The sequence below is a fragment of the Lacinutrix salivirga genome (assembly GCF_053604675.1).
Genome location: NZ_JBSHNP010000117.1, coordinates 35,428 through 48,041, shown reverse-complemented (window position 1 = coordinate 48,041; position 12,614 = coordinate 35,428). Strand labels below are relative to the sequence as shown.

Annotated in this window: 12 protein-coding genes; all 12 read left to right on the top strand. The window is 34.5% G+C overall.

The features are described 5' to 3' along the window. Positions 1–11 precede the first annotated feature (11 nt). Positions 12–512: a 1,2-phenylacetyl-CoA epoxidase subunit PaaD gene (gene paaD / locus ACVC5O_RS10250; RefSeq protein WP_452221390.1), complete on the top strand. Its 501-nt coding sequence runs from the start codon at positions 12–14 to the stop codon at positions 510–512. 105 nt (positions 513–617) lie between these two features. Next, positions 618–1,397 (top strand): enoyl-CoA hydratase-related protein, encoded by a 780-nt coding sequence (locus ACVC5O_RS10245; protein ID WP_452221389.1) that lies wholly within the window; start codon positions 618–620, stop codon positions 1,395–1,397. A 100-nt stretch (positions 1,398–1,497) separates the two neighbouring features. Continuing rightward, positions 1,498–2,676, top strand: coding sequence for a 3-hydroxyacyl-CoA dehydrogenase NAD-binding domain-containing protein (locus ACVC5O_RS10240; RefSeq protein ID WP_452221465.1), 1,179 nt, complete (start codon positions 1,498–1,500; stop codon positions 2,674–2,676). 20 nt (positions 2,677–2,696) lie between these two features. Beyond that, positions 2,697–3,092, top strand: a complete 396-nt coding sequence (locus ACVC5O_RS10235) for a four helix bundle protein (protein ID WP_452221388.1) — start codon at positions 2,697–2,699, stop codon at positions 3,090–3,092. A gap of 3 nt (positions 3,093–3,095) precedes the next feature. Beyond that, positions 3,096–3,506, top strand: coding sequence for a PaaI family thioesterase (locus tag ACVC5O_RS10230; RefSeq protein ID WP_452221387.1), 411 nt, complete (start codon positions 3,096–3,098; stop codon positions 3,504–3,506). A gap of 23 nt (positions 3,507–3,529) precedes the next feature. Next, positions 3,530–3,892 carry a four helix bundle protein gene (locus ACVC5O_RS10225; RefSeq protein ID WP_452221386.1) on the top strand — a complete coding sequence of 121 codons (363 nt, stop codon included), beginning with the start codon at positions 3,530–3,532 and terminating at the stop codon, positions 3,890–3,892. Between the two features lie 84 nt (positions 3,893–3,976). After that, complete coding sequence (gene pcaF, locus ACVC5O_RS10220) at positions 3,977–5,191, top strand: 3-oxoadipyl-CoA thiolase (RefSeq protein WP_452221385.1); 1,215 nt, start codon at positions 3,977–3,979, stop codon at positions 5,189–5,191. Between the two features lie 294 nt (positions 5,192–5,485). Then, on the top strand, positions 5,486–8,023 hold the full coding sequence (paaZ, locus tag ACVC5O_RS10215; protein WP_452221384.1) for a phenylacetic acid degradation bifunctional protein PaaZ: 2,538 nt from the start codon (positions 5,486–5,488) through the stop codon (positions 8,021–8,023). Positions 8,024–8,191: 168 nt separating this feature from the next. Then, a complete protein-coding gene (locus ACVC5O_RS10210) occupies positions 8,192–9,703 on the top strand; it encodes a serine hydrolase (RefSeq protein ID WP_452221383.1) in 1,512 nt (503 codons plus the stop codon). A 1-nt stretch (position 9,704) separates the two neighbouring features. Continuing rightward, the gene (locus ACVC5O_RS10205) at positions 9,705–10,457 is read left to right on the top strand and encodes an enoyl-CoA hydratase/isomerase family protein (protein WP_452221382.1); all 753 of its coding nucleotides are present in this window, start codon (positions 9,705–9,707) and stop codon (positions 10,455–10,457) included. A 109-nt stretch (positions 10,458–10,566) separates the two neighbouring features. Then, positions 10,567–11,163: an acyltransferase gene (locus ACVC5O_RS10200; RefSeq protein ID WP_452221381.1), complete on the top strand. Its 597-nt coding sequence runs from the start codon at positions 10,567–10,569 to the stop codon at positions 11,161–11,163. A gap of 112 nt (positions 11,164–11,275) precedes the next feature. Next, on the top strand, positions 11,276–12,601 hold the full coding sequence (locus ACVC5O_RS10195) for a dihydrolipoamide acetyltransferase family protein (RefSeq protein ID WP_452221380.1): 1,326 nt from the start codon (positions 11,276–11,278) through the stop codon (positions 12,599–12,601). Positions 12,602–12,614 lie beyond the last annotated feature (13 nt).

The following is a 12,614-nucleotide window of genomic DNA, read 5'->3' as shown; positions in this document are numbered from 1 at the left end:
AATTTCAAGAAATGACAACAACAGAACAAAACATAGACAACAAATTAATTGAGATTTTAGAAAAAGTCTCAGACCCAGAAATTCCAGTATTATCAATCATGGATATGGGAGTCGTACGTTCTGCAGTTATTGAAAATAATATAGTTAAAGTCGAAATCACACCAACCTACAGTGGTTGTCCAGCAATGGATGTGATTGGAGACGATATAAAAAAAGCACTAAAAGAAGCAGGATATGAATCTGAAATAGAATTGATTTTACATCCAGCTTGGACAACCGATTGGATTACACCAAGAGGTCGCAAAGCATTAGAAGATTATGGTATAGCAGCACCTTTAAGCGCAGAAGCAGATAAAGACGTGTTGCTAAATAATAAACGATTAGTAAAATGCACCAATTGTGGTTCGCAAAACACACGATTAGTCAGTCAATTTGGATCTACAGCATGTAAAGCACAATTTCAGTGTGAGGATTGCCAAGAACCTTTTGATTATTTCAAGTGTTTGAAATAATCAAATTCCCATGAAAATGGGAATCTTATAAATAGTAATGAGAATATAAATTAAAAAGTTTTGTCATTCCGCACTTGATGCGGAATCCACAATAAAAGAAAATATATGAAAAGCATTCAGCTTAAAATTGAAAACAGAGTAGCGTACATCAGGCTCAACAGACCAGAAGTATTCAACAGCTTCAATCGTGAAATGGCATTTTTACTTCACGACACTCTAGACGCTTGTGAAAATAATGATGACGTAAGAGCTATTGTACTTACTGGAAACGGAAAAGCATTTTGTGCTGGTCAAGACCTTAAAGAAGTTACAGATCCAGAATTAAATCCAGGATTTAAAAAAATTCTTGAAGAGCATTACAATCCTATCATCACAAGACTTCGAGCAATTAAAAAACCAATTATTGCTGCAGTAAATGGAGTTGCAGCAGGAGCTGGAGCAAACATAGCATTAGCTTGCGATATAGTGGTTGCTCATGAAAAGGTAAGTTTTATTCAAGCATTTAGCTTAATTGGTTTAGTGCCAGATAGTGCAGGAACGTTCTTTTTACCAAGACTAATAGGCTTTCAAAAAGCACTAGCACTAGCAATGTTAGGAGATAAAATTTCTGCAGGCGACGCAGAAAAAATGGGAATGATTTACAAAATGATTGCTTTAGAAAATTTTGAAGAAGAAGTAAATAAACTCGCTGTAAAATTAGCTAACATGCCAACCAAAGCATTAGGATTAATTAAAGAATTATTCAATCAATCCATGACAAACGATTTAGAATCTCAATTAGCATTAGAATCTAAATTACAAATAGAAGCAGCACAAAGCAATGATTATGCAGAAGGCGTTGCTGCATTCATAGAAAAAAGAAAGCCAAATTTTAAAGGTAACTAAATCTCAGTATATCCTGCAAGGTTTTTAAAACCTTGTAGGTATTTAAAATAAAAGTTTAACTAAAAAAAGTATCTTCCCTTTGGGAAGACGGAAGATGGGAATAAACATAGGAATAATAGGTTCAGGAACAATGGGAAGTGGTATTGCACAAGTCGCAGCAACTTCTGGTTGTAATGTAAAGTTATACGACACTAATCAAAAAGCATTAGATAAAGCAAAAGCAAGCCTTGAGAAAATCTTAAATCGTCTAATTGAAAAAGGACGAATAAATTCCGAAGAAAAAAATAGAATTCAATCTAACATTTCTTATGTAAATACATTAAAAGATTTGTCAGACTCTAACTTGACTATTGAAGCAATTATCGAAAATTTAGACATCAAGAAAAAAGTATTTTCAGAATTGGAAAGTTATGTTTCAGACGATTGCATAATCGCGTCAAACACGTCGAGTTTGTCAATCGCATCTATTGCAGCTTCACTTAAAAACCCAAAACGTTGTGTCGGAATTCATTTTTTCAATCCAGCACCTTTAATGAAGTTGGTTGAGGTCATACCAGCTATTCAAACCTCTTATGAAACTTTAGAAAAATCTATTGACACCATTGCTAGTTGGAAAAAAACAGTAGCAGTTGCAAAAGACACGCCAGGTTTTATAGTAAACAGAGTTGCTCGACCATTTTACGGAGAAGCATTAAGAATTTATGAAGAAGGATTAGCCGATTTTGCAACTATTGATGAGGCAATGAAAACTATTGGTAAGTTCAGAATGGGACCATTTGAGCTAATGGATTTTATAGGAAATGACGTTAATTACACAGTAACTGAAACGGTTTTTACAGCGTTTTATTTCGACCCAAGATATAAACCAGCATTTACACAAAAGCGTTTTGCAGAAGCAGGATACTTAGGTCGAAAATCTGGAATAGGCTATTATGAATATGATGAAAATGGTAGAAAAGTAGAAGACTCAACTGTCACGTCGAGCGCAGTCGAGACGTCTCTTTCTAAAACTATTTTTGATAGAATACTAGTAATGTTAATAAACGAAGCTGCAGATGCCTTATTTTTAAACATCGCTTCAGCAGAAGATATAGATAATGCCATGACCAAAGGAGTTAATTATCCAAAAGGATTATTAGCTTGGGCAGACGAAAAAGGCATCGATTGGTGTGTGAGTAAAATGGACGAATTATACAACGAGTATCACGAAGACAGATATCGATGTAGTCCATTACTGCGCAAAATGAAAAAAACAGGCATGAGGTTTTTTGAAAAATAAAAGAGGTATTAGGAATTAGTATGAAAAGTAACTACCATTTTAAATTTGAAGATTTATTAGTATATCAAAAAGCTATGGATTTTGGAGAAGTCGTTGATGAATTAGTGAGAAATTTTCCTAATCACGAATTATATGCTTTATCATCACAATTTAGAAGAGCAGCTGATTCTATTGCTTTAAATCTTGCTGAAGGTTATCCTGGTTCAGATGCACAATTTGTAAAACATATTAATCATTCTATATATAGTGCAAACGAATGCGTGAGTTGCAGTACAAAAGCAAGAAGAAGAAATTATATAGACTTTGAACAAGATGAGAGAATTAGAGAACACATATCAGAGTTAACAAAAATGATGTCTTCTTTGAGAAAGAGAATTTTAGAAAGAAATGTAAAACTAATACCTAATACCAAATAACTAATGCCTTTAACTGGTGAACAAATTCCACATAAAATGTTATCCCAAGATGCATACAGCACTTGGTTAGGTATTGAAATTATAGAATGCGAAATCGGACGATGCAAAGTCGGAATGACCATTAGAGGCGACATGCTAAACAGCATGAATAAAGCACATGGTGGAATTAGTTATTCGTTAGCAGATACCGCTTTTGGGTTTGCAGCAAATACACATGGTAAATATGCAGTGTCAATTGAAACAAGCATCAATCACATTGAAGCATTAAATGAAGGTGATTATTTGGTCGCAGAATCTGTAATTGAAAAAGTGAATAATAAACTAGGGTTTAATATTATCGAAGTAAAAAGAGGAGAAGAATTAGTAGCGCTTTTTAAAGGTGTTGTTTATCGTACTCAAAAAGATTGGAAATAAAATAGATTAATAAAAATATAATAATGAGTGACACAAAATATAATTTGCAGAAACGATTAGTGAAGTTTTCGGCTTTAATTATACTAAGTATTAAGTCACTTAAAAAAGAATTTGCATCAGAGCATTTAACAAAACAGTTAATTCGCTCAGCCACATCTGCAGCACTAAACTATGGAGAAGCTCAAAGTGCAGAATCAAAAAGAGATTTTATTCATAAAATGAAAATATGTCTAAAAGAACTTAGAGAATCCCAAGTTAATATTGAAATACTTATAGAAGCAAATTTGGTTAATGATATCGAAGAATTTAAAAAAGTTTTAAAAGAAAATTCTGAATTAGTAGCAATATTCACTTCCAGTATAAAGACAACACAAAATAAAATGTAAAACCGAAAAATGTAAAATTTTAAATGTAAAAGTTGAACATCGTAATCCTTTTACATTTTACATTTATAATTTAAAATTTTTAATTTGAAAAAAGCATATATAATAGACGGAATTAGAACACCAATAGGAAACTACAAAGGCACATTATCTGCTGTTCGTACAGACGATTTAGGAGCAATTGTTATAGAAGAAATTGTAAAACGTAATCCAAGCATTCCTAAAGAAGCGTATGACGATGTTATTATGGGTTGCGCGAATCAAGCAGGAGAAGATAATCGTAATGTAGCGCGTATGTCTTCATTATTGGCAGGATTACCATTTACAGTACCTGGTGAAACCGTAAACCGTTTATGTAGTTCAGGATTATCAGCAATCATTCACGCAAATCGCGCTATAAAAGCTGGCGATGGCGACGTGTTTATTTCTGGTGGAGTTGAGAATATGACACGCGGACCTTATGTTATGGCAAAACCAAGTTCAGCTTATGGAGGAGACGCTAAACTATACGATTCTACTTTCGGATGGCGTTTTATCAACCCAAAAATGCAAAAATTGTATGGCACAGACGGAATGGGAAATACTGCCGAAAATCTTGTAGAAAAATATAACATTTCTCGAGAAGACCAAGACAAGTTCGCTTATTGGAGTCAAATGAAGGCGGCCAAAGCGCAAGAAAATGGTCGATTAGCAAAAGAAATAGTAACGGTAGAAATTCCGCAACGTAAAAAAGACCCAATACAATTTTCTAAAGATGAATTTGTAAAACCAAATACATCACTTGAGGTTTTAGGAAAACTTCGTCCAGCATTCAAAAAAGAAGGCGGAAGTGTTACAGCTGGAAATTCTTCAGGATTAAATGATGGCGCAGCAGCAACCATAATTGCATCAGAAGATGCTGTAAAAAAATACAATCTAAAACCATTAGCAAGAATTGTAAGTTCTGCAGTAGTTGGTGTCGAACCAAGAATAATGGGAATTGGTCCAGTTCAAGCATCTAACAAAGCGTTAGAAAAAGCAGGCTTAACAATGGACGATATGGACGTGATAGAATTAAACGAAGCCTTTGCAGCACAAGCACTAGCATGTACTCGTGCTTGGGGATTAGCAGATAACGACCCAAGATTAAACCCAAACGGAGGAGCTATTGCTATTGGTCATCCACTTGGAGTAACAGGAGCAAGAACCACATATTCTGCAGCTTTAGAATTGCAGGAAATGAATAAAAAGTATGCACTAATTACAATGTGTATAGGAGTTGGACAAGGTTACGCAGCAATAATAGAACGAATTCCTGTATAGGCAGAAATCTCTTAGCAAATAGAAAATAACTTTGACTAAGAAAGAACATAACAAGTAAGTGCGTTAGGGATTGATGCGGCATCCTTTTTTACGTCAGTTCGAGTGAAATTGCTTTTTTGCAATTTGGTATCGAGAACAAGAAAAAAAGATATAGCGGAAAGCCCGACCTTTAGGTAACGCCAAAAATGTAGTAATAATTAAAAGATACCTGCCTGCGCAGGCATTTGATATGAAAAAAATACAACATCATGGTTCCGTGAAAACGGAAATCTTAATAAATAAAGCAAAAAGCTTATGAAAAAGATTCAACATTATGTAACTGGTAACTGGACAACAGGTAAAGAAGAAGGAATACCAATTTTAGACGCAGTAACAGGTGAAGCTTTTACAAGTGTTGCTATTGAAGGTTTAGATATTCCTGAAATTCTTAACTATGGAAGAAACAAAGGAGGCGAAAAACTACGGAAAATGACCTTTCAAGAACGTGGTAATATGCTTAAAAGTCTGGCATTATATCTTACAAAAAGAAAAGATGCATTTTACGAGCTAAGTTACAGAACAGGAGCAACTCGCGTAGATAGCTGGATTGATATTGAAGGCGGATTTGGAAACTTATTTGCAAATGCTTCATTGCGTAAGCTCTTTCCAAATCAACCGTATCATGTAGAAGGTGACCCAATCGATTTATCTCGAGGTGGACGCTTTATGGCACATCATATTATGGTGCCTAAAAAGGGAGTTGCTGTTCATATTAACGCATTCAATTTTCCGGTTTGGGGAATGTTAGAAAAGTGTGCAGTAAACTGGATGGCAGGAGTGCCTGCAGTAGTATTACCTGCACCTTCTTCATCGTATTTAGCTGAAGCAGTTGCTAGAGAAATCATCGCATCAGGTATTTTACCAGAAGGCGCACTTCAAATTATAAATGGAACCGTAAAAACGATTTTAGATACTGTAGAATCTCAAGATGTAGTCACCTTTACAGGTTCAGCGCAAACAGGTCGTTTATTAAAAGCGCATCCGAGATTAATTCAAGAATCTGTACCATTTACTATGGAAGCTGATTCTTTAAACGCATCAATTTTAGGAGAAGATGCAGTGCCAGGAACGCCTGAATTCGACTTATTTATTAAAGAAGTCCGTAAAGAAATGACTGTAAAAGCTGGACAGAAATGTACAGCAATTCGTAGAATTATAGTGCCAGAAAATTTAGTAGAAGATGTTCAAATTTCCCTCGGAAAAGCGCTAGATAAAATAACTATTGGAGATCCAAGATTAAAAGAAGTGAGAATGGGATCTCTGGTAAGTCAACAACAAGTACAAGCTGTAAGAGATTCTGTAAATGATTTAGCTAAAGAAGCACAAATCGTTTATGGAAGTTTAGATACAATTGAAACCATTGGAGCAGATGCTAAAAAAGGTGCTTTCATTAGTCCAATTTTATTAAGAGCAGATCATCCATTCCAAAATACAGTTATTCATGAACGTGAAGCTTTTGGTCCAGTAAGTACCATTATGCCATATAAAAATTTAGACGAAGCCATTACTTTAGCACAAATGGGTAAAGGTTCGCTTGTGTCTTCAATTGCGACTAATGATGATAAAATTGCTAGAGATTACGTGGTCAATGCAGCAAGTCATCACGGAAGAATCATGGTGATTAATCGTGAAATGGCTAAAGAAAGTACAGGTCATGGTTCGCCATTACCTTACTTGGTGCATGGTGGTCCTGGTCGTGCAGGTGGAGGCGAAGAAATGGGAGGCATGCGAGGTATTAAGCACTATTTGCAACGTACTGCCATTCAAGGTTCACCGACAACCATTACAGAAATTACAGGTATTTATCAGCAAAATGCTAAGTATAAAGAAGCAGAACAACATCCATTTCAATACCATTGGGAAGACATTCAGCCTGGAATGTCATTGAAAACTCATAAACGTACGTTAACAGATACCGATATACAGAATTTTGCCAATTTAACTTGGGACCATTTCTATGCGCATACAGATATTACCTCTTTAGATGGAAGTATTTTTGAGAAACGTACAGCTCACGGTTATTTCATTATTTCGGCTGCTGCAGGATTATTCGTCTATCCAAATAAAGGTCCAGTTGCTGCAAATTATGGTTTAGATAGTATTCGCTTTTTAAGACCATTGTATCATAATGACACCATCTATGTGCGTTTAACGTGTAAAGAAAAAGTAGATAGAGATGTGGCTTCAGCAGAACATCCTAGCGGAATCGTAAAATGGCATGTTGAAGTATTCGATGCAAATTTTGAAAACAGACCCGAAAGCCAAAAAACCGAAAAGGATAGTCCATTAGTTGCAATTGCTACTATTTTAACGATGGTACAAAAGAAGCAAGAGGTGTTTACTGAAATGACTTCGGAAAAGATTGAGGAGTGTTTATCTAAACTTTCCGAAGACATGAAACCAAAATGGGGAATTATGACGCCTCAACACATGATTGAACATTTAGAATACACCTATAAAATTGCATCTGGGGAAATTCAAGATTTTGAAATCGCTACGCCAGAAAAGATTTTGGAAAAGGTAAAAAATAGTCTTTGGAACTATAAAAAATTTCCTCAGAACAGTCAATTTCCTTTGTTAGAAAAAGATATATTAGATGATTTGAAGCACGAAGATTTAGCAACTGCTATTTCAAACTTTAGAGAGCAAAGAGCTAAGTATTTGGAATATTTTAAAGAAAATCCAGATGCTAAATTAAATAATATGGTTTTTGGAGAATTAAATAAATATGAATGGTATTTATTAGAAAGAAAACACCTTAACCACCATTTCGAACAATTTGGATTAGTTTAAAAAAAAAAAAATAGACTGCTACGTAGTTAGAAATTAGAATAGAGATAGCTGATGGGTACCGTTGGAATACAGAATATAAAAATCAAATCGTTAAAAATTTCCTCATTTTAACTTGAATATTTGGTTCGTTTTGTTTCAAGACAAAACGAACATAAAGAAAAAAATAATATGAAAAATACATTTTATACAACTTTAATTGCACTTCTGTTATTTAGCTGTAAGGATTCGAAAGCACCTAATATAGATAAGGTTATAGAAGATGATAAATTTTTTCAGCTCACCAATTTAGTAGATGCTTTTGCAGAAAATAGTATCAAAAAAGGAAATGTAAATTCCTTCGCTGTAGCCATTTATAAAGATGGTAAAATGTATCAAAACTACTATGGCGAAATTGATAAAGGCAGCAAAATTAAACCCAATGATAGTACGCTGTATGAAATCGCATCTATAACCAAAACATTTACAGGATCTCTAGTTGCTAAAGCAGTTTTATCAGATAAATTAAATTTAGATGATGATATTAGAAAATATTTAGGTGATGACTATTCAAATTTAGAATATCAAGGACAACCAATTACTATAAAGCATCTTTTAACCCATAGCATGGGATTAAAAAATAAACTCACAAAAGGTTTTGAAGCGATTAGAGAAAAAGTAACGAGTGGCACTTACGATTATAAAACCGATACTTATACAATAGATGATTTATTAAAAGACCTAAAAACGGTTACTTTAGACAAAAAACCAGGAAAAGTCTATGCTTATAATTCGCTTGGACCAGAGTTGCTAGCCTACATTTTAGAACAAGTAAACAATAAGCCTTTTAAAGAGCAAATGAACGCTTTTTTCAAGGAACTTGCAATGAACGACACCTATCTTAATGAATCTCAAAAATATAAGAATCGATTAATAAATGGCTATAAAGGCGATACTTTAGCACCTATAGATTACGACCCAGTTTATGGCGCAGCAGGTGGTGCGATTTCAACTCTACCAGATTTAGCGACCTACATGAAATATTTGGTTGATAATAAAAATGAACCTTGGATTAAGGAATCGTCACGATTACTTTTTGAAGATAAAGAAGAAGATGAGCAAGTTGGTTACCTATGGCAAAATATAGGTTTTGCTGAAAAAGAAGGTTATTATTATTCTAAAACAGGAACATCTAACAGAGTACAGAGTGGTGTATTAATTTGTCCAGATTCTGATTATGGAATTATTGTTATGGTCAATAATACATCAGATGCAGCATTAAATGATTGGGTAAATTTATTTTTCAGAGATATAGAACCGATGGTTATAGCTTATCCTAAACTCAATTTATCATCTATGTTTAGAGTAGATTTTAACGAAAATCCTAGTAAAGCTTATCAAAATTTCAGAACCCGTAAAAGTGATACTGTAACCTATGATTTTGCTGTAAGTGATCTAAATAATTTTGGTTACGATTTATTGAATGATGAACAACATCAAAAATCGATTGAAGTATTCAAATTTTTAACTGAAGAATTTCCTGAAAATGCAAATTTATATGACAGTTTAGGAGAAGTCTATTTTGTAAACGAAGATTATAAAGACGCACTAATAAGTTTCAAGAAAGCATTGGAGTTAAATCCAGACATGAAAACCTCAAAAAACTATATTAAAAAAATCGAACAATTAAGTTTAAAGAAATAACATGACAAATCCATACGTAAAACTAGAAATACAAAACGAAGTAGGATACATAGAATTCTTTCATCCTGCACATAACTCACTTCCAGGTGATGTATTAGCAAAATTAGCTAATACAATTAGAGAAGCTGGAGAAAACGATGCGATAAAAGTCATCGTTCTAAAAAGTGGTGGTGACCGAACTTTTTGTGCTGGAGCAAGTTTTAAAGAGCTAATTAACATTAATGATGCAGCGACTGGGAAAGTATTCTTTTCAGGTTTTGCAAATGTCATCAACGCAATGCGTAAATGTCCAAAATTTATTATTGGTCGTATTCAAGGAAAAACCGTTGGAGGTGGAGTAGGACTTGCAGCATCAACAGATTATTGTATGGCTACTAAATTTGCAGCAATAAAATTAAGCGAATTAAATATAGGCATTGGACCATTTGTAGTTGGACCAGCAATTGAACGTAAAATGGGATTAAGTGCGATGTCGCAAATCGCCATAGATGCTAATAGTTTTTATCCACCAGATTGGGCAAAAGAAAAAGGCTTATTTGCACATGTTTATGAAAGTACAGAAATCTTAGATGAAGCTGTAAAAAACACTGCAGAGCATTTATGTACGTACAATACAGAAGCAATGTTAGAAATGAAAAAAGTGTTCTGGAAAGGTACAGAAAATTGGGATAACCTATTAGCAGAACGTGCAGAAACCAGCGGAAGATTAGTGTTGAGTGATTTTACAAAAGAAAAATTAAAAGGATTTAAATAAACTGTCATTGCGAGGACGAAGTTTAAGCCTGTGCTGAGCGCAGTCGAAGTATGGCAATCTCATGATGAGATTCTTCGCTTTTGCTCTGAATGACAAATAATAATTATACATGATTTATTCATTCAAAGGCTACACTCCAGTCGTTCACGAATCCAGTTTCGTGCATCCTTTGGCAGCAGTTACAGGAAACGTTATCATTGGAAAAAACTGCTATATTGGACCAGGTGCTGCGATTAGAGGAGATTGGGGACAAATTATTTTAGAAGATGGTGTCAATGTTCAGGAGAATTGTACAGTTCACATGTTTCCAGGTAAATCAATAACCTTAAAAGAAAGCGCTCACGTTGGTCATGGAGCCATTATTCATGGTGCGAATTTGGGTAGAAACTGTTTAATTGGTATGAATACAGTAATTATGGATGATGCAGAAATTGGAGACGAAAGTATTGTAGGAGCAATGGCATTTGTAAAAGCTGAAACTAAGATTCCTAAACGAAGCTTAGTAGTTGGAAATCCTGCAAAGATTATCAAAGAAGTTACAGATGAAATGATAGCTTGGAAAACAAAAGGAACAAAACTATATCAACAATTACCAGCAGATTGTTATAAGAGTTTAAAAGAAGTGGAGCCTTTAAGAGAGGTTCCAAAACATATGAAAATACAAGACGATGTGTATAAAACACTTCGGGATTTTATGAAAAAGTAGTTTGGCGTTACCACAAGGGTCAGGCTTTCGGCAGTCGCTATCAAAGATGAGCTCCAACAAAGCCTCAATCCTTAACGCAGACTGAGATTTTAAAAAAAACTAAGAAAAGACAATGTCTAAATTCGATTTAAAAATGCCCAGAATGGGTGAAAGTATTACGGAAGGAACCATTATCAATTGGCTAGTTTCAGAAGGAGATAGCTTTGAAGAAGGCGATATCATTCTGGAAGTTGCAACAGATAAAGTAGATAACGAAGTGCCAGCACCAGCTGCAGGAAAAATAAAGGAAATCAAATTCCAAGCTAAAGATGTCGTTGCAGTAGGAGAGGTTCTCGCTATTTTGGAAGTTTCCGAAGATGTGAAGTCTTCAAAAAAGAAAACCACTGTCACGTCGAGTACTTCGACTCCGCTCAGCACAGGCTCAGTCGAGACGTCTCAAAAGAAGAAAGAAGTCAAAAGACCAACTCCAACTTCAGCTTCAAATTCAACTTCATTTTCAGTTTCAAATTCAAATACATTCTTTTCGCCATTAATTATAAAAATAGCAAAAGAACATCACATTAGTTTTGAAGAACTCGCTCGCATTCCAGCAACAGGACGTGAAGGTAGATTGCGTAAAAGTGATGTGTTTCAATATATAGAAGATGGACGACCTTACAAGTTTGCACAACCAGTTGCCGAAAAAGATCCAACAGCATATCGCATTCCTCAGTTAAGTTTCGATAAAGGAAAAGGAAAAGTGATAGAAATGGATCGCATGCGTCAAATGATCGCAGATCACATGGTGTATTCAAAACACACATCACCACACGTTACAGCTTATGTTGAAGCCGATTTAACTAACATGGTAAATTGGCGCAATGCAAATAAAAAAGCATTTCAAGAAAAGCATGGAGAACGTTTAACATTTACACCACTATTTGTTGAAGCAGTTGCTAAAGCAGTCAGAGATTTCCCAAATATAAATGCATCAGTTGATGGTAATAATATTATTGTAAAAGAAAATATCAATATTGGTATGGCAACCGCTTTACCTAGCGGAAACTTAATAGTTCCCGTAGTAAAAAATGCAGACACTAAAGATTTAAAAACAATTGCTCAAAACGTCAATGAACTTGCAAATAAAGCAAGAGAAAATAAATTATCTGGAGACGATATAAAAGGAAGTACATTTACAATTTCTAATGTTGGAACCTTTGGAAGCGTTATGGGAACACCAATTATTAATCAGCCAGAAGTTGCCATTTTAGCATTGGGAATTATCAAAAAAAGACCAGAAGTTATTAAAACTGAAAAAGGAGACGAAATCGCAATTCGTAGTATGATGTACCTGTCCTTATCCTTTGATCACAGAGTGGTTGATGGTTATTTAGGCGGTAGTTTTGTAAGACGAGTTGCAGATTATTTTGAGCAATTTGACGTCAATAGAAAAATTTAATAGAAATGTCATT

Bases quoted from the DNA above. Each gene is read 5' to 3' on its own strand.
- paaD (WP_452221390.1), top strand. From the start codon at position 12: ATGACAACAACAGAACAAAACATAGACAACAAATTAATTGAGATTTTA.
- ACVC5O_RS10245 (WP_452221389.1), top strand. From the start codon at position 618: ATGAAAAGCATTCAGCTTAAAATTGAAAACAGAGTAGCGTACATCAGG.
- ACVC5O_RS10235 (WP_452221388.1), top strand. From the start codon at position 2,697: ATGAAAAGTAACTACCATTTTAAATTTGAAGATTTATTAGTATATCAA.
- ACVC5O_RS10230 (WP_452221387.1), top strand. From the start codon at position 3,096: ATGCCTTTAACTGGTGAACAAATTCCACATAAAATGTTATCCCAAGAT.
- ACVC5O_RS10225 (WP_452221386.1), top strand. From the start codon at position 3,530: ATGAGTGACACAAAATATAATTTGCAGAAACGATTAGTGAAGTTTTCG.
- paaZ (WP_452221384.1), top strand. From the start codon at position 5,486: ATGAAAAAGATTCAACATTATGTAACTGGTAACTGGACAACAGGTAAA.
- ACVC5O_RS10210 (WP_452221383.1), top strand. From the start codon at position 8,192: ATGAAAAATACATTTTATACAACTTTAATTGCACTTCTGTTATTTAGC.
- ACVC5O_RS10205 (WP_452221382.1), top strand. From the start codon at position 9,705: ATGACAAATCCATACGTAAAACTAGAAATACAAAACGAAGTAGGATAC.
- ACVC5O_RS10200 (WP_452221381.1), top strand. From the start codon at position 10,567: ATGATTTATTCATTCAAAGGCTACACTCCAGTCGTTCACGAATCCAGT.
- ACVC5O_RS10195 (WP_452221380.1), top strand. From the start codon at position 11,276: ATGTCTAAATTCGATTTAAAAATGCCCAGAATGGGTGAAAGTATTACG.